Origin of the sequence: Pseudomonas sp. TJI-51, from assembly GCF_000190455.2 — a bacterium.
GTDB lineage: Bacteria > Pseudomonadota > Gammaproteobacteria > Pseudomonadales > Pseudomonadaceae > Aquipseudomonas > Aquipseudomonas juntendi.
Map to the genome: position 1 here is coordinate 1 of NZ_AEWE02000082.1, position 18,630 is coordinate 18,630.

Annotated in this window: 5 protein-coding genes and 1 pseudogene; 5 read left to right on the forward strand and 1 reads right to left on the reverse strand. The window is 65.9% G+C overall.

Going from position 1 to position 18,630, the window contains the following annotated elements; translation table 11 throughout:
* Nucleotides 1-133: 133 nt before the first annotated feature.
* The 5 genes from dsbD to G1E_RS18295 all read left to right on the forward strand — a co-directional run bounded on the left by dsbD (nt 134) and on the right by G1E_RS18295 (nt 5,333).
* Complete coding sequence (gene dsbD, locus G1E_RS18275) at nt 134-1,849, forward strand: protein-disulfide reductase DsbD (RefSeq protein ID WP_009684801.1); 1,716 nt, start codon at nt 134-136, stop codon at nt 1,847-1,849.
* Complete coding sequence (locus G1E_RS18280) at nt 1,849-2,685, forward strand: TlpA disulfide reductase family protein (protein ID WP_009684802.1); 837 nt, start codon at nt 1,849-1,851, stop codon at nt 2,683-2,685. The genes dsbD and G1E_RS18280 overlap by 1 nt, the downstream gene beginning before the upstream one ends.
* A gap of 1 nt (nt 2,686) precedes the next feature.
* Nucleotides 2,687-3,445, forward strand: a complete 759-nt coding sequence (gene dsbG, locus G1E_RS18285) for a thiol:disulfide interchange protein DsbG (protein ID WP_009684803.1) — start codon at nt 2,687-2,689, stop codon at nt 3,443-3,445.
* Nucleotides 3,446-3,899: 454 nt separating this feature from the next.
* Nucleotides 3,900-4,631 carry an ABC transporter permease gene (locus G1E_RS18290; protein ID WP_033690766.1) on the forward strand — a complete coding sequence of 244 codons (732 nt, stop codon included), beginning with the start codon at nt 3,900-3,902 and terminating at the stop codon, nt 4,629-4,631.
* Complete coding sequence (locus G1E_RS18295) at nt 4,632-5,333, forward strand: ATP-binding cassette domain-containing protein (RefSeq protein ID WP_009684805.1); 702 nt, start codon at nt 4,632-4,634, stop codon at nt 5,331-5,333.
* A gap of 69 nt (nt 5,334-5,402) precedes the next feature.
* On the opposite strand, the pseudogene G1E_RS29655 reads toward G1E_RS18295, so the two are convergent.
* Nucleotides 5,403-18,419 (reverse strand): annotated as a pseudogene (locus tag G1E_RS29655) (non-ribosomal peptide synthetase).
* Between the last annotated feature and the right edge of the window lie 211 nt (nt 18,420-18,630).

The following is an 18,630-nucleotide window of genomic DNA, read 5'->3' on the forward strand; positions in this document are numbered from 1 at the left end:
TCGATCTCACAGGCGCTGCAAATCCCCCGTCAAACACCGAAAACCCTCACACCCTCTTCAAAACCGCCGTTAACCTTCATTTAATCAACCCCAGCCAGCATGGCCCCATTCCCCGATCTGCCAAGGCGAAGACATGCGCGTTCTCCTGCTCTTCCTGACACTGCTACTGGCTGGCCCCCTGCAAGCCAACCCGTTCGACGTCAAACCCGATTTCCTGCCGGTCGAGCAGGCCTTCGTACTGACCCACGACCGCCAGGCCGACGGCCAGATGCGCCTGTACTTCCAGATCAAGCCGGGCTACTACCTGTATCAGAAGCGCCTCAAATTCGATGGCCTGCCGAGCGATCAACAGCCGCAATTGCCGCCGGCACTCAACCACCACGACGAGTTCTTCGGCGACAGCGCGGTGTACCGTGACCAGCTTGAACTGCTGCTGCCGGCCAACGCCCAGGGCCAGTTGCGCCTGGGCTGGCAGGGCTGCGCCGACGCCGGCCTGTGCTACCCGCCACAAACCACCAGCATCGACCTGGGCGGCAGCGTAGCGCCGGCCGCCGAACAAGCCAGCGACCAGGCCTTGGCCAGCGGCCTGCAACAGGGGCACCTGGTCTGGAGCCTGCTGGCCTTCTTCGGCCTGGGCCTGTTGCTGGCCTTTACCCCCTGCTCGCTGCCGATGCTGCCGATTCTCGCCGGGCTGGTGTTGGGCAACGGTGCCAGCGCCCGCCGCGGTTGGCTGCTGGCCGGGGTCTACGTACTGAGCATGGCCCTGGTCTACGCCGCCCTGGGCGTGGTCGCCGCGCTGCTAGGCGCCAGCCTGCAAGCCTGGCTGCAACAACCCTGGCTGCTGGGCAGCCTGGCGGGGCTGTTCATCATCCTTGCCCTGCCGATGTTCGGCGCCTTCGAACTGCAGTTGCCCGCCGCCCTGCGTGATCGTCTCGACCGGGCCGGGCGAGGCACCCGCGGCGGCAACCTGTATGGTGCGGCCTTGCTGGGCGCGTTGTCCGGGTTGCTGCTGGGCCCCTGCATGACCGCGCCTCTGGCCGGGGCGCTGCTGTACATCGCGCAAAGCGGCGATGTGCTGCAAGGCGCGCTGGTGCTGTTTGCCCTTGGCCTGGGCATGGGCGTGCCGCTGCTGTTGCTGGTCACCCTGGGCAACCGCTACCTGCCACGCCCGGGCGCCTGGATGGACCGGGTAAAGGCGGTATTCGGCTTCGTGTTCCTGGCCATGGCGCTGTACACCGTGCGCAGCCTGCTGCCGGCCAGCCTGCTGCTGGCACTCGCCGGTGCCTGGCTGGTCGCCCTGGCCTGGGCAGCCTGGCCGGCCCTGCAGCGGTTGCCGGCACTGCGCGCAGTGCCGCTGCTGGGGGCGCTGTGGGGGGGCTTGCTGTTGGTCGGCGCGGCAGCCGGCGGCGACGACCTCTGGCAACCCCTGCGCCCATTCGCCGGGGGGGCAGCCGCGCCAGCCACTGCTGCGCATGCCGAGGACAGCTTCGTCACCGTCAGCCGCCCAGAAGACCTGCAACGCGAACTCGATGCCGCCAAGTCTCGCGGGCAATGGGTCATGCTCGACTACTACGCCGACTGGTGCGTGTCGTGCAAAGTGATGGAAAAACAAGTGTTCAGCCGCAGCGACGTGCAGGCCGGGCTGGCCGGTGTGCACCTGCTGCGGCTGGACGTGACCGCCAACAGCCCCGCCAGCAAAGCGCTGCTACAACGCTACCAGGTACCGGGCCCGCCCAGCATCATCTGGATCGGCCCAGAAGGCGAAGAGCGCCGCGCGCGGCGCATCACCGGTGAAGTGGACGCCGCCGCGTTCCAGCAACACTGGGCCCAGACCAGGAGCCAAGGCTGATGCTCACCGTGACCCTGGGGCCGCTGACCATGGCCCTGAACCACCTGCTCATGCTCACCGCGCTGGTGATCGCCAGCGTGGTCGGCTGGTGGGTCGCACGGCGCGGCGGTGAAAGCCCGGAGTCGGCGCTGTTCAACCTGTTTCTGCTTGGTTTGCTCAGCGCGCGGGCGGGGTTCGTGCTGGCGTACTGGCCGATGTACCGGGACGATCCGCTGCAAATCATCGACATCCGTGATGGCGGCTTTCTGTTCTGGTCGGGCCTGGCGGGTATCGTGGGCGGTGCCCTGTGGCAGGGCTGGCGCCACCCAGGCCTGCGCCGCCCGCTGGGCTGGGCGCTGTTCAGCGGCGCGCTGTTCTGGGGCCTGGCCAGCTTTGGCGGGCACTTGTACAGCAAGGGCACCGAACTCCCCGAACTGAACCTGCGCAATGCCGGCGGCCAGCCCGTGGCGCTGCACAGCTACCGCGGTACACCGCTGGTGATCAACCTCTGGGCCACCTGGTGCCCACCCTGCCGGCGCGAAATGCCGGTGCTGCAGCAGGCGCAGAGCGAATACCCGAACGTGACCTTCCTGTTCGTCAACCAGGGCGAAACCCCGGAAAACGTCAGCACCTTCCTCGCCACCACCGGCCTGAGCCTGACCCACGTGCTGTTCGACGGCACCGGCCTGCTGGCCCAACGCGTCGGTTCGATGGCCCTGCCCACCACGCTGTTCTATGACGCCCAGGGGCGGTTGGTCGGTAGCCACCTGGGGGAGTTGTCCCGGGCCAGCCTGCGCCATGCCCTGGAACCTTTCGAGCGGGCCGCTGCGCCCGCCCCTGCCGCACAAGGAAACTGAAATGCGATTGACTGCACTGTTGCCCCTGTCCCTGGCCCTGCTGGCCGCCCCCGCCTTGCAGGCCGAAGAGCTGCCCAAGGCGGTTCAGCAACTGCAAGCCAAGGGTGCCGTGATCAAAGGCAGCTTCGACGCCCCCAACGGCCTGCGCGGTTACGCCGCCGAGTACCAGAACAACGCCCTGGCCCTGTACCTGACGCCCGACGGCAAGCACGTACTGGTCGGCAACCTGTTCGACGAACAGGGCAAGGACCTGAGCGCAGAGCCGCTGGAAAAGCTGGTGTATGCGCCGATGAGCAAGGAAATCTGGGCGAAGATGGAGAAAACCGCCTGGATCGCCGATGGCAGGGACGATGCACCGCGCAAGGTGTACCTGTTCAGCGACCCCAACTGCCCGTACTGCAACATGTTCTGGGAACAGGCACGGCCTTGGGTCGAGTCGGGCAAGGTGCAGTTGCGCCACATCATGGTCGGCATCATCCGCGAAGACAGCCCAGGCAAGTCGGCCGCCCTGCTGGCGGCACAAGACCCGGCCAAGGCTTTGCACGCGCATGAGAAGGCCGGCAAGGCCAGCACCCTGACAGCGCTGAAGCAGGTGCCGCCGGCGGTTCAGCAAAAGTTGGCGGCAAACATGGCGTTGATGGAAGAGATGGGGTTGCAGGCCACCCCAGCGATTTTCTACCAGGATGACCAGGGTCAGCTGCAGAGCCAGCAAGGCGCACCACGGCCGGAGATGCTTGGGAAGATTCTTGGCAAGCGCTAGCGCCTGAGGTGAGTGCTGTAAATAGCGAGCGCCGCCCGCACGGTGCTCGATCTAGAATTCGGCAAAAAAGCTATTCCTTGTAACACTTAATTGCGCACCAGAACTATCGATACCGCTCATCTCAAATAGAGTATTCATAATAAAAATTTCTACACGCCTTACAAGCCAGCAGGAAACGGCCCACACCAAAAACTGAAAAGCCCCGCTCAATACCACTAATCAATTAATTGTCAGAAACATCCTTCAGACGCCCCTCACAACAAGCATCACCACCTCAACAAACGCACCTACTCCTAGAAACTGAATATTCAGCGGAAAAACTTGACACCCCTCAATCCTGACAATAAAAGATTTCGCAGCAGACATTCAGCGCCCAACCGCCGTACATGAGGGCTTGGTTCCAAAATAGCACCAGGCGTAATGTCTTCTTCATGACCTCCGAAGGGTGCATACCATGAGACGAACAAGAAGAATAATTTCGGTCGCCAGGCTACTACTCGTTGAGCACTTGAGAGAACCTACCGCACTGCTGTGGACTGCAGTAGCACCGTGCATGATGTTCATGATCATGAAGCAGAACGCTTCATTTACGGGCCTCTCAGCTTCCAGTTATACGCACTCCGCGGCCTGGTTTTACGCCTACATCTCCGCAAACGTCGCCTTTTTCGGCCTGAGCTTCTACTTGATTGGCAGACGGGAGAGCGGTTTTGTCCGTTCATTCATCTACCGACGGGAGGCCATCACGCTGTTCCTGACGTCACATGCCCTCAGCTATAGCGTGATCAGCCTGCTGTATTCAAGCGCCTTCTATATCATCACCAAGCCACTGTACGGCCCCTACTCGCTGCCAGAATTCCTGCATCTCACAGCGGCTTTCTACACAAGCTATTTACTATTTTCCTGCATAGGCCTGGCCATTGCTGCGCTGCCGATCAGGTTCAGTACCGCCGGCACGGTATTTTCATTCCTTTCGTTTCTCATGCTCTTTTCTGGTTACCTGGGTAGCGCACCTTCCAACACCTCGCACTGGCTCGGCGCGATCAATCCGCTTTACTTGAGCGCAAACATCATCAATGGGCAGCTATCACTCAGCGTGAGCTTCTCTGCAGCCGTTGCTGCCTCAGCAATAGGGTTTTATGTCACAGCGAAGTTATTCAGAATCCAACCCATCTGGAGTCGATATTGAATGAATCTTCTGACGCTCGACAAACTCAGCTTTTCCCACCCCGACACGCCGCTTCTCCAGAATATCTCGCTGAGCCTAAGCGAAGGTGAGGCAGTCGGAATACTGGGATGCAACGGCGCGGGCAAAACGACACTTTTCGATTTGATATGCAATGTCAGAAAGCCTAGCCAAGGCAATATCATCAACGTTTCCAAGTGCCAGCTTTACCTGACGCAAGTACTAACGCCACCGCCGCTGCTGAAAATGGGCGAGGCCTATGAACTGATCACCCAGTTGAATTCAACATCGGCACCCAGTCACCATCAGGCCCTTGCGCGCCTCTGCCAGTGGTCGCCTGCGTTGTCAAAGCGCTACGCCAACCTCTCTGAGAAAAAGGCATCGACCTGCAGTTACGGCGAAATCCGCAGTTTCATCACCCTCACACTACTGCTCATGGGTGGTGACCTGATTATCCTCGACGAACCGACCGCCGGCATAGACCCTGAGTTTCGACACTACATCTGGCTGGGCATAAAGAATGCGTGTGCAGATGGGGCCAGCGTGTTGGTATCGTCTCACCACACCGAAGAAATCGTAACGAACTGCCACCGGTTCTACATGCTTGCACACCAGCGCATCGAGCCGTTCGGGAATGGTGAAGCGTTTCTGACCCGCTACAGCGCAAAGTCCTATGATGAAGCTTTCATCAACGCTGCGATGTAAATCCAGTCATCTAGTTTGCATGGCGCGCCCCCGCCGCCAGACATTGGCGGGGGGGGCATAGCCTGCGGTTTACAATCCCTCCAGCTCCGCCATCAGGTCACTTAGCCGATCGACCTTGTCGTCATCCAGTGCACTGCCCTGCAGCCCCTGCACATACTCCGCCAGCTCCGCCACGGTGCTGCACTCGAACATCGCCCTCAGCGGCACGTTCAACTGCAACTGCTTCTGCACCCGCGAGGCTATCTGCGTGGCCAGCAACGAGTGCCCGCCCAACTCGAAGAAGTTGTCGTGCACCCCGACCCGCTCAGCCTTGAGCACATCGGCCCAGATACCCGCCAGTACGTCTTCCAGCTCATTGCGCGGTGCCTGGTAGGCCTGGCCGCGCTGGCCGCCGATGTCGATGGCGGGCAGGGCCTTGCGGTCCAGCTTGCCGTTGGCATTGTGCGGCAGGCTGTCGAACCAGCCCCAGTGCAACGGCACCATGTACTCCGGCAACTCGGCGCGCAGGCGTTGCTTGATCCGCTCCAGCAATTCAGCGTCCCCGGCAATGCCCTGGTGCGCAACCAGGTAACCGACCAAGTGCTTGCCATTGGCACCCTCCTGCACCCCCACGGCAGCATCGCGGATTTGTGCCTGTTCGTGCAGGCGCGCCTCGATCTCGCCCAACTCGATACGATAACCGCGAATTTTCACTTGGTGGTCGATGCGCCCAACGTACTCCAGCACACCGTCCGGGCGCTGCCGCGCCAGGTCGCCAGTACGGTACAGACGCTCGCCCGGCGCACCGTACGGGTGCGGGATGAACGCCAGTGCCGTGCGCACCGGGTCGCCAACGTAGCCACGGCCAACGCCGGTGCCAGCCACGCACAGTTCACCCACCGCGCCCAGCGGCACCAGTGCCTGATCGTCCCCGCACAGGTACAGGCGGTTGTTGTCGGTTGGCGTGCCGATCGGCAAATAGGCGCCTTGAGTCGAGGCGGCATCGACCCGGAAGAACGCCACGTCATCCGAGCACTCCGCCGGGCCATAGGCGTTCACCAGCCCCACCTGCGTGTAGCGCTGCAGCCACTGCGCGGCCAGCTCCGGTGGCATGGCCTCGCCGGTTGGCAGCATCCAGCGCAGGCTATCGAGCGCCTGGTGGTCGTTGGCCAGCATGCCCTGGATCAGCGATGGCACGCTTTCCAGCACGGTGATGCCACTGGCCTGCACATGCGCCAGCAGGCCCTGCGGATCATGGGCGATGGCGTTCGGCACGATCTGCACGGTAGCCCCGAACAGCGGCGCAGCCAGGAACTGCCACACGGAAATGTCGAAACTCTGCGACGCCGTCTGGGCTATCACATCCTGCTCGCTGAGGCCCAGGTAAGGCACCTTGCTCAACTGGTTGTTGAGCATGCCGCGCTGCTCGACCATCACGCCTTTGGGCAGGCCGGTGGAACCTGAGGTGTAGATCACGTAGGCCAGGTTGTCCGGCCCGCTGTGAATCCCAGGGTTGTGGCTGGCGACCTGGCTGGCCTGGATTTCCTCCCACACCAGCAGTTGCGGGCGCGCCTGCGTGGGCAGCGCACTCAACAGTTGCCGCCCTTGCTCGGCACAGGCGGCACTGCACACCAGCACCGGCGTGCGGCTGAGCTCGATGATGCTTTGCAGGCGCGCCGCCGGCAGGCCAGGGTCCAGCGGCAGGGGGGCGGGCGGGGGCCCGGCGGCGGGTAGCCGGCGCCGGCCTTGAAGCTGCCGACGATCATGCCCAGCAGCGGCAAGCCGCGCTCGGCCAGCAGCGCCACCGGCTGGTCGACCTTCACGCCGGCCAGGATCAGTGCGTGGCCCAGGCGGTTGGCGGCCAGGTTCAGACCGGCATAGTCGTAGGCGGCTTGCAGGCAGCGGGCAACCACGCGCTGCGGGTGCGCGGCCACTTGCGCTTCGAACTGGGCAACGTAGCTTTGCTCCAGCGGATAAGCCCGCCCGGTGCTGTTGCAGTCTTCCAGCAGGAAGCGCTGTTCTTCGGCGCCCAGCAACGGCAGTTCGCTCACCTCCCCGGCAAAGCCCTCTACCAGCGCCAGCAACAGCCGCTTGAACTCGGCCAGCAGGCGCTCGACGGTCGGGTAGTCGAAGTAGCGCTGGTCGAACGACAGGTGCAGGCCCAGGTCATCGCCGGGGTAGCACACCGCCGTGAGCGGGAAGTTGGTGTGGGTACGGCCCGAGTCGGAGCTGGCGTTCAGGTGCTGCGCATGGTCGAGCACGGCGGTTTCCACCGGGGCGTTCTCGAACACGAACAAGCTGTCGAACAGCGGCTGGCCCTTGGGCAGTTGGCTGCACTCCTGGATCGCCACCAAGGGCAGGTACTCGTACTCGCGCAGCTCCATGTTGCTTTGCAGCAGGCTGTGCAACCACTGGCGCACGCTGCAACGCTCCCCGGCCAGCGGCAGGCGCACGCGCAACGCGACGCTGTTGATGAACAGGCCCACGGTGCGCTGCATCTGCGGCATGCTGACCGGGCGGCCGGCCACGGTCACGCCAAAGGCCACGTCACGCTCGCCACTGTAACGCGCCAGCAGCAGCGCCCAGGCCGCCTGGGCAAAGGTGTTGACGGTCAGCTGGTGCGCCTGCGCCAGTTCGCGCAGGCGCACGCCCTCGCTCACCTGCAAGCGGGTATGGCAGTCGCCCACGACCATGCCGCTGCCGGCATGGTCATGGCGCAATGGGCGGTCACTGGGCAGCGCCGTGGCGCGCTCGAACCCGGCCAGGTTGGCCTGCCACCAGGCCCGCGCATCGTCCAGCCCCTGGCGTTGCAGCCAGCCAATGTAGTCGCGGTAGCGCGGCGGCACCGGCAACTGCGCCTGGCGGCCCTCGCCAAGTGCCTGGTAAACCTCGAAGAAGTCGTTCATCAACAGCGAGCGGCACCAGGCATCGATCAGGATGTGGTGGTTGCTCATCATGAACCAGTAGCGCTCGTCTGCCACGCGCACCAGGCGCAGGTGGAACGGTGCCTCGCTGAGCAAGGCGAAGCCCGCCTCGCGCTCCTGCTTGTGCAAGGCTTGCAGGCGTTGCTCCTGCGCAGCCTCGGCAAGCCCGCGCCAGTCCTGATAGTCGACGGCCAGGTCGCCCGGTTTGTGAATGATCTGCAACATCGCCTCACCGCTGTTCCAGCTGAACGAGGCGCGCAGTGCTTCGTGGCGCGCCACCACGACCTGCCAGGCCTGGGCGAAGCGATTGGGGTCCAGCGCACTGTTGATGCGGTAGCGGTCCTGCATGTAGTACAGGCCGGTGCCCGGCTCCAGCAGGGTATGCAGCAGCATGCCCTCCTGCATCGGGCTCAGCGGGTACACGTCCTCGATCTGCGCTGCCGGCACCGGCAGGGCGTCGATCTGCGCTTGCGTCAGGTGCGCCAGCGGGAAATCCGAAGGGGTGAAACTACCATTGCCCTCGGCCAGGCAATGCTCCACCAATGCCAGCAGCTCCAGGCGGTAGGCTTCGGCCAGCGCGGCAATGGTCTGCCTGTCGTAGCGTTCGGCGCTGAAGGTCCAGCGCAGCTGCAGGGCGCCGCCATACACCTGGCCATCGACACTCAGCCAGTTGGGCAGCGGCGCGTCGGGGTCGTGGGCCAGGCCGGCCGGGGCATCCAGCGGCTGGAACAGCGCCGCGCTGTCGAACTGCTGGTCGAACTGGCCCAGGTAATTGAAGGTAATGCGTGCCTGCGGCAACGCCGCCATCTGCTCGCGCCCGGCGTCGTCTGCCAGGTAGCGCAGCACGCCGTAACCCAGGCCTTTGTGCGGCACCTGGCGCAGCTGCTCCTTGATGCGTTTGATCGAGCCTGCCCGCGCGGCGTCATCCTCACCGGGCACCGGGCGCAGGCTCAACGGGTAGGCATTGGTGAACCAGCCCACGCTGCGGGTCAGGTCCATATCCTCGAACAGCCCATCGCGGCCATGGCCTTCCAGCTGCACCAGCACGCTGTCGTCCCCACTCCAGCGGCACATGGCCCGCGCCAGCGCGGTCAGCAGCAGGTCGTTGACCTGCGTGTGGTAGGCAGCCGGGGCCTGTTGCAGCAACTGCCGGGTCTGCTCGGCGTTCAGGCCGGTCGTCAGGGTTAGCGCGTGGCGGTGCAGGTTACCGCCCTGCGGGTGATCGCAGGGCAGCTCACGGCGGGCACCCCCCAGTTGGCTTTGCCACCAGCCCAGCTCGTCACGCAACGAATCGCTGCCGGCATAGCTGGCCAGGCGCGCGGCCCAGTCGCCCATGGCATGGGTCTTGGCGGGCAGTGGCTGGCCACGGTACAGCGCCTGCAAGTCTTCCAGCAGCACACGCCAGGACACACCATCGACCAGCAGGTGGTGAATCGCCAGCAGCAGGCGCTGGTGGCCCTGGCCGTCCGTCACCAGCAGGCCGCGCAGCAGCGGGCCCTGCTGCAGGTCGAGGCTGCGCTGCACATCGCTGTACAACGCCTGGCAATCGGCAAAATCGGCGACGGTGGCAGCCCACAACAGCTGATCCTCAGCCGGCTGGGTGTAGGCAGCCTGCCAACGGCCCGCGGCGGCACTGAAACGCAGGCGCAGGCTGTCGTGATGCTGCACCAGCGCGGCCAGCGCCTGCTCCAGCGTGGCTTTATCCAGCGGCTGGCGCAGCGCCAGCAGCAGCGCCTGGTTCCAATGCTGTGGCTGCGGCACCTCGCTGTCGAAGAACCAGTGCTGGATCGGCGTCAGGCCAACCTGGCCCTCGCGCAGCCCCTGGTCGATGCTGCTGTGCGCTTCGCTCTGCCTTGCCACAGCGGCCAGCGTCTGGATGGTCTGGTGCTGGAACAGGTCGCGTGGCGTGAACTGCAGACCGGCCTGCCGCGCCCGGCTGACCACCTGGATCGACAGGATCGAATCGCCGCCCAGTTCGAAGAAGTTGTCCTGCACCCCCACCTGGGCGACGTTGAGCACCTCGCCCCAGATCTGCGCCAGCCGAGCTTGCACGTCATCGCCAGGGGCCTGGTAGTGCTGGCGGGCTTGCTCAAGGTCCGGTAGCGGCAGGGCGCGGCGGTCGAGCTTGCCGTTGCCCATCAGCGGCAGGCTGTCAAGCAGCACCAGGTGCGCAGGCACCATGTAGTCTGGCAAGTGCTGGCGGGCCTCGGCCTTCACGGCTTCGCGCAGGCGGTGCTGCACCTCGTTGTCGGCTGCGGCCTGCTGGCACACCAGGTAGCCCACCAGCTGCTTGCCGCCTGGCAGGTCGAGGGCCAGTACCACTGCCTCGTCGACATCGGCGTGTGCCTGCAGACGGCTTTCGATCTCGCCCAGTTCGATGCGGAAACCGCGAATTTTCACTTGCTGGTCGGCGCGGCCAACATACTCGACCAGGCCATCGGCGCCCAGGCGTACCAGGTCACCGGTGCGGTACAGGCGCCCACCTGCGCTGCCGAACGGGTCGGCAACGAAGCGCTCGGCGCTCAGGCCCGGGCGATCGTGGTAGCCCTGGGCCAGGCCGGCGCCGCCGACATACAGCTCACCGATACCCCCTTGCGGCAACAGCGCCAGGTCTTCGTCGAGGATGTAGGCCGTGCGGCTGCCGATGACCTGGCCGATCGGCACACTGCCCAGCGCTGCGGGCAGCACCTCTGGGGCCAGGCAGGCCAGCGGCATGACCACGGTCTCGGTCGGCCCATAGGCATTGAAGAACTGCTGGGGCGCGAATGCCTGGCGAATACGCTGCAGGTGCTCACCGGTCAGCGCCTCGCCACCGGTGATCACCAGGCGAACCGGCAGCTGCTCGCCCTGGCCGCCCAGGTATTGCGCCAGTTGGCTCCCGTAGCTTGGGGTAAAACCAAGGATGCTCACCTGCTGCTCACGCACCAATTGGCATATTTCCTCCGCACCCCACTGCCCCTGGGCACGCAACACCACCCGCGCACCGCACAACAGTGGCACCCACAGCCGCTCGCTGGCGGCGTCGAAGTTGATCGAATAGAAATGCAGCTCGCAATCGTCGCTGCGCATGCCGAACGCGGCGCTCACGGCCTGGCAGTGCATGGCGAATTCGCCATGACTGACGACCACGCCCTTGGGTTTGCCGGTGGAGCCGGAGGTGTAGATCAGGTAAGCCTGGTGCTGCGGCAGGCTGAGGTTGTCCAGCGGCGCAGCGCTGTAGGCCGCCAGGCTGGCTGCGTCGTCTTCCAGGCTCCAGCGCGCCACACCTTCGGGCAATTCGCCCAGGCTTTGCAGCAGCTCGCGCTGGCTCAGCAGCAGGCCGATACGGCTGTCCTCGATCATGTAGCGCAGGCGGTCGAGCGGGTATTCAGGGTCCAGTGGCACATAGGCGCCGCCAGCCTTGAGGATGGCCAGCAGGCCAACCACCATTTCCAGCGAGCGCTGCAGCGCCAGGCCTACCCGCACCTGCGGCCCGACACCCCGTTCGCGCAGGGCCCGGGCCAGGCGGTTGGCGCGCTGCTCGAGCTCGGCATAGCTCAGGTGCTGGCCGGCGAAGGTCAGCGCCCCGGCCTGCGGCGCGCGTGCGGCCTGGGCCGCGAACAACCCGTGCAGGGTCTGCCCGAGGCCCAAGTGCGGGTCGCCCTGCAACTGGCCCAGCAGTTGCTGCTGCTCGCTGCTGCTCAGCATCGGCAGCTCGCACAGGCGCTGTTGCGGGTTGTCGAGCAGCCCGACCAGCAGCTGTTGCCAGTGTTCGGCCATGCGCGCGATACGCGGCTCATCGAACAGGTCACGGCTGTAGGTCAGGCAGCAGCCCAGGCGGCCATCCAGGTCGGTCACTTCCAGGTACAGGTCGAACTTGGTGGCGCTGGCGTCGTTGACCAGGTAATCCACCTGCATGCCGGCCAGGCTGCGGCTTTGCTGGAAGGCCCAGCGCTGCACGTTGCACATCACCTGGAACAACGGGTTATAGGCACTGCTGCGTGGCGGTTGCAGGGCCTCGACCAGTTGATCGAACGGCAGGTCCTGGTGCGACTGGCCTTCGATGGCAGCCTGGCGCACCTGCTCCAGCAAGGCGCTGGCGCTCATCTGCCCATCCAGTTCGCAGCGCAGCACCTGGGTATTGAGGAAGGCGCCGATCAGCCCTTCGCTTTCCGGGCGGATGCGGTTGGCCACCGGCGCACCGATGCGCAGGTCGCGCTGGCCACTGTAGCGGTGCAGCAAGGCAGCCAGGGTGGCCGTCATGGTCATGAACAGGGTCAGGCCACGCTGGCTGTTGAAGGCATGTACGCGCTCGACCAGGGCCGGGTCGAGCTCGAAGCGGTACAGCCCGCCCCGGTGGCTTTGCACCGCCGGGCGTGGGCGGTCGGCGGGTAACGCCAGCACCGGGTGCTCGGTGCCCAGGCGCGTTTGCCAGTAGGCCAGTTGGCGAGCGCCCTCGCCGCTTTCCAGCCATTGCCGTTGCCACACGCTGTAGTCCAGGTACTGCACCGGCAGTGGCGCCAATGGCGACTCGCGGTCGTCGACAAAGGCCTCGTACAGTTCACCCAGCTCGCGGGCGAAGATGTCCATGGCCCAGCCTTCGGTCACGATATGGTGCAAGGTCAGCACGAAGAAGTGCTCGCGCTCTGCGGCCTTGACCAGGCAGGCGCGCAGCAGCGGGCCGCGTTCAAGGTCGAACGGCTGGTGCGCCTGGTCGTCAGCCAGCTGTTGCAGGCGTTGCGCACGGGCAGCGCCGGGCAAGGCGCTGAAGTCCTGCCAGTGCAGGTGCAGGCCGCTGTCTTCGGCCACGCACTGGTAGGGCACCCCGTCGATGCTGGGGAACGTTGTACGCAGGGCTTCGTGACGCACGATCAGCGCATGCAGCGCTCGCTCGAACGCCTCGACGTGCAAGGTGCCGCGCAAGCGCGCCATGCCGCCCACGTTATAGGCCGGGCTGTCGGGCTGCATTTGCCAGAGGAACCACATGCGCTGTTGCGAATAAGACAGCGGCACCGCCTGGCGGCGGTCGACGCGGGCGATCTGCCCTTGCAGGTTGCGCTGGCCATTGCCCTGGATGCGGGCTACCTCGGCACAGAATGCGCCCAGCTCGCTGGCCTCGAACAGGGCCTTGAGCGGCAGCTCCACGTCGCACGCCTGGCGCGTGCGGGAAACGATCTGTGTGGCCAGCAGCGAGTGGCCGCCCAGGGCGAAGAAATCATCGCGCAGGCCCACACGGGGCAGGTTCAGTACATCGCGCCAGATGCCAGCGACCTGCTGTTGCAGTGCTGTTTGCGGCTCGACGTGCTCACGCTGCTGCCACACCGGGGCCGGCAGCGCCTTGCGGTCGACCTTGCCGCTGGGGCCCAGGGGCATGTGCGCAAGGGCAATCAGCTGCGCCGGCACCATGTACGCCGGCAGGTGCTCGGCCAGTACCGTCAACAAGGCTTCGGCCTGGGCGCTGCCGCTGTAGTAGCCAACCAGTTGCGCGCCGACCGCATCGTTGTGGACCAGCACCAGCGCCTGCTCGACACCCGCTTGCGCCAACAGGCAGGCCTGGACTTCTTCAGGTTCAACGCGCAACCCCCGTACTTTCACCTGCTGATCCAGACGCCCGAGGTATTCCAGCGCTTGCAGCTGAACCTGCCAACGGGCGCGGTCACCACTGCGGTACAGGCGCTGGCCATTGCCATCGGCCTGGGGTACGAAACGCTCGGCGGTAAGCCCTGGGCGCCCCAGGTACCCACGGGCCAAGCCCGCACCGCCGAGGTACAACTCACCCGGCACGCCGGGTGCGGTGAGTTCGAGTTCGTCATCCAGTACCCGGCACAGCACGTTGGCCAGCGGCCGGCCGATGGGCGAACGCTCGCCGTCCGTGGCCTGGCAATGCCAGTGGGTGACGTTGATGGCGGTTTCGGTCGGGCCGTAGCGGTTGTGCAGCTGCACGTGCGGCAGCAGTTGCAGCACCCGGTCGCGCAGCGCCGCCGACAAGGCCTCGCCCCCGGAAAACACCCGGCGCAGGCTGGCGCAGCCCGCGGCCTGTGGTTCCTGGACAAACACCTGCAGCAGTGGCGGCACAAAATGCAGGGTGGTCACGCCATGCGCCTGGACCAGGGCCGCAATGCGCTGCGGGTCGCGGTGCTCGCCAGGGCCGGCGAGCACCAGCTTGCTGCCGGTGATCAACGGCCAGAAGCACTCCCACACCGACACGTCGAAACTGATCGGCGCTTTCTGCAGCAGCACATCCTCGTCGCCCAACCCATAGCTGGCCTGCATCCAGTGCAAACGCTCGGCCAGCGCCGCGTGAGTATTGCCCACGCCTTTGGGCTGGCCGGTGGAGCCGGATGTGTAGATGACGTAGGCCAGGTTGTCACCTTGCAGGTGCAAGCCGGGGGCCTGGCTGGGCCAGCTGTCCAGGTGCAGCTGGTCGAGGGCGATGGTGCTGACGCCATCGACCTGTGGCAGCTTGCCCACCAGGCTGCTGTGGCTGAGCAACAGGCCAGCATCACAATCGGCCAGCATGTACGCCAGGCGCTCGGCGGGGTAATCCACGTCGAGCGGCACGTAGGCGCCGCCGGCCTTGAGAATGGCCAGCAAACCGACCAGCAGTTGCGGCGAGCGCTCGAGGGCGATGGCGACGCACGTGTCAGGACCGACACCTTTGTCGCGCAGGTAGTGGGCCAGGCGGTTGGCCTGCTGGTGCAGTTCGGCGTAGTCCAGGCTGCCACCCGCCCATACCAGGGCGGTACGTTGCGGGGTCAGGCGGGCCTGCTCGTTGAGTTGCTCGACCAGCAGTTGCTGCGGCGCGGCGGCTTCGGCCTGGCCCCAGCCCAACAACTGGCGCCGGCCCGCCTCGTTGAGCAGTTGCACCTCGGCCAGGGCCAGGTCGGGCGCGGCGCACACTTGCTCCAGCAGGGCCAGCAACTGCCCGGCCAGGCGCTGGATGGTGCTGGCCTCGAACAGTTCGTCGGCATAGTCGAACGCCAGGCTCAACCGGCCCTGGTGGTCCTCTTCACTGTGCAGCTGCAGGTCGAACTTGGCTTCACGGCTGTGCCACGGCAACTCTTCGGCCAGCAGGCCAGGCAGGCGGCGCAGTGCCGACAGGTCGCGTTGCTGGTGGTTGAACATGACCTGGAACAGGCCCTGCTCGCGGGCTTGCGGCAAGGCCTCGAGCAACTGCTCGAACGGCAGGTCCTGGTGGGCCTGGGCCTGGAGCGTGGCCTGGCGCACCTGCGCCAGCAGTTGGCTGAACGGCATGCGGCCATCGAGTTGCGCGCGCAGCACCTGCGTGTTGATGAAGAAGCCGACCATGCCCTGGGTTTCCAGGCGCGGGCGGTTGGCATTCGGCACGCCGACGCGGATCTCGGCCTGGCCGCTGTAGCGCTGCAACAGTGCCTGCCAGCCGGCCAGCAGCACCATGAACAGGCTGGCCTGCTGCGCCTGCGCCAGGCCCTTGAGGGCTTGGCTGAGCGTGGCGGGGACCTTCACGCTGAAACGCGCAGCACTGAATGTGCGCTGGTTGGCCCGGGGTTGGTCGGTGCACAGGTCAAGCACGGGCAGTTCATCACCGAGCTGGGCCTTCCAGTACTGCAGTTGGCGTTCGGCTTCGCCGTCGGCCAGCCACTGCCGCTGCCAGTTGCCGTAGTCCGCGTAGCCCAGGGGCAGCGGCGCCAACGGTGCCTCCAGGCCCTGGCACTGAGCGGCATACAATTTGGCGAATTCATCGAGCAGGATGTTCAGCGACCAGCCGTCGGCCACGATGTGGTGCAGGGTCACCCAGAGCTGATGGTCTTCATCGTCGAGCCGGGCCAGGGTCACACGCAGCAACGGGCCTTGCGTCAGGTCGAACGGCTGGCAGGCCTCGACCTCACGCTGGGCGGCGACCTGCTCGGGGGTCTGGCCTGCGAGGTCCAGGCGGGCCAGGCTGAACGGCTGCTGCGGCAGAATACGCTGCAGCGCCTGGCCGTTTTCTTCAGTGAACACGGTACGCAGCGACTCGTGGCGCGCCACCAGTGCCTGGAATGCGGCCTGCAGGGCGCTAGCGTCCAGTTCGCCACGCAGGTGCAGGCCGGCGGGAATGTTGTAGGCCGCCGATTGGGGTTGCAGTTGCCACAACAGCCACAGGCGGTTCTGCGCCAGCGACTGGGGCAGCGCCTGGGCGCGTGCCAGGGGCGCGATAGCTGCGGGCTGGGCAGCGCCTGCACCGATGAGCGCCGCCACCGCGTTGCTGTAGTCAGCCAGCACCGGCGCCTCGAACAAGGTGCGCAGGCCCAGGTCGATGCCCAGTTCGTCGGCCAGCCGCGCCGTGGCCTGGGTAGCGGCGATGGAGTTGCCGCCCAACAACAGGAAATGGTCATCTGCCGCTACTGCCTGCACCTTGAGGGTGTCGCGCCACACCGCCGCGATGCGCGCCTGCAAGGCATCGCCTGATGCCTGGGTGGCAGCAGCGGCGCTCGGCTCGGGGAATTGGGCATAGCAGTCCAGGCTGCCCTCGGCCATGCGCACGCGGCAGGCCGAACGCTGCAGCTTGCCACTGGAGGTTTTCGGCAGCGCGCCCGGGTTGAGCAGCAGCACCACCGCCGGCGCCTGGCGGCAGGCATCGGCGATGACCTGGCGCAGGGTGTTGATCAGCGCTTGTGGTTGGGTGGCCTTTTGCACGCTGCGGCTGATCTCCACCGCCACGCCGATGCCCTCCTCGCCCTGATGCTCGACGGCGAACACCGCCACCCGGCCCTTGCGCAGTGCCTGCACTTCACGCTCGAGGGTTTTTTCCAGGTCTTGCGGGTACAGGTTCTGCCCACGCACGATCAACATGTCTTTCAGGCGCCCGGTAACGAACACCTCGCCTTCACGCATGAAACCCAGGTCGCCGGTCCGCAGCCAGGTCTGCCCGTCCATTTCGACGAAGGTGCGCGCGCTGGCTTCTGGGTTACGCCAGTAGCCCGAGGCGATACTCGGCCCGCCTGCCCAGATTTCCCCGACCTGGTTGTCGCCCAGCCGTTGCAGCTGTTGCGGCTCCCCNNGGCTCGACAATGCGTACCGCGTGCCCCGGCTGCGGGAAGCCACAACTCATCAGCACGCTGCCGGTACCGGGCTCGGCGCGGTTGGCGGCCAAGGCGTCGGCATCCAGCGCAAGCGCGGGGATACCCTGGCCACGGCGGCTGCCGCGGGCGNNCGGGCCGGGGCGCCTGCCGCTGACGAACAAGGTTGCTTCGGCCAGGCCGTAGCTGGCGAAGAAGCTCTGGGGGTCGAAGCCGCAGGCCTTGAAGGTGTCGGCGAAGCTCGCCAGGCTGTCCTGGCGGATCGGCTCGGAGCCCGAATAGGCCACGCGCCAGCGGCTCAGGTCGAGCCCGGCCAGCGAGGCCTCGCTGACCCGCTCGCTGCACAGGCGGTAGGCAAAGTCGGGGCCGCCGCTGATGGTGCCGCCGTAGTCGCTGATGGCCTGCAACCAGCGCACGGGCCGGGCGAGGAAGTAGCCGGGCGACATCAGTACGCAAGGCACTCCGCTGAAGATCGGCTGCAACAGGCCGCCGATCAGGCCCATGTCGTGGTACAGCGGCAACCAGCTGACGATCACGTCGTCGGGGTTGAGGTCGATGCCAAAGCCGCTGCGGATGAGGTGTTCGTTGGCCACCAGGTTGCCATGGCTGACCTGCACGCCTTTGGGCAGTGCGGTGGAGCCGGAGGTGTACTGCAGGAAGGCGATGTCCTGGCTGCTGAGGGCAGGTTCCTGCCAGGTGTCGGCCAGGGCGGGGTCCAGGCCATCCACTGCCAGCAACGCGGGCGCCGCCTCGGCGGCAAGTGCTTCCAGGCCCTGCAGGCTGTCGTGCAGCGCCGCCACGGTCAGCAGCAGGCGCGGCTCGGCGTCGGCGATGATCGACAGCAGGCGTTGCTGGTGGTGCTGGCGGGCAGACTCTGGCGGGTAGGCCGGCACTGCGATCACGCCGGCGTACAGGCAGCCGAAGAACGCCGCTACGTAATCCGGCCCACTGGGAAACAGCAACACCGCGCGGTCACCAAAGCTGGCGCGTGCCTGCAGGGCGGCGGCGATGGTGCGCGCGCGCTGGTCGAGCTCCCGATAACTGAGCACAGCCTGCTCGTGCGGGGCGTCGGCGAGAAAGCGCAGGGCAATCCTGTCCGGGGTCTGCGCGGCGCGTTGCGCCAGGGCCTGGACCAGCGAGAGCGGGAGTTCGAAGGCGTCCGTCATGGGGTGTTCCTGCCAGTATCTGTTGGGGCGTGCCGACTGCGCCGCGGACATGGGCGGGCAGCGGTTGGCGGCCGGGGATGTACTCAGGGGAACGGATGGGCGGCGGGAGAAATTAGCGGAGCTGGCGGGGTCGGCGGATTGACGGGCATGCCATGACGGGGGTGTCGCCTGGGAGACCGAGCGCCGCACGGGCGGCGCATCGCGAGCTGCG

Coding starts and splice junctions, on each gene's coding strand:
- dsbD (WP_009684801.1), top strand. CDS start 134: ATGCGCGTTCTCCTGCTCTTCCTGACACTGCTACTGGCTGGCCCCCTG.
- G1E_RS18280 (WP_009684802.1), top strand. CDS start 1,849: ATGCTCACCGTGACCCTGGGGCCGCTGACCATGGCCCTGAACCACCTG.
- dsbG (WP_009684803.1), top strand. CDS start 2,687: ATGCGATTGACTGCACTGTTGCCCCTGTCCCTGGCCCTGCTGGCCGCC.
- G1E_RS18290 (WP_033690766.1), top strand. CDS start 3,900: ATGAGACGAACAAGAAGAATAATTTCGGTCGCCAGGCTACTACTCGTT.
- G1E_RS18295 (WP_009684805.1), top strand. CDS start 4,632: ATGAATCTTCTGACGCTCGACAAACTCAGCTTTTCCCACCCCGACACG.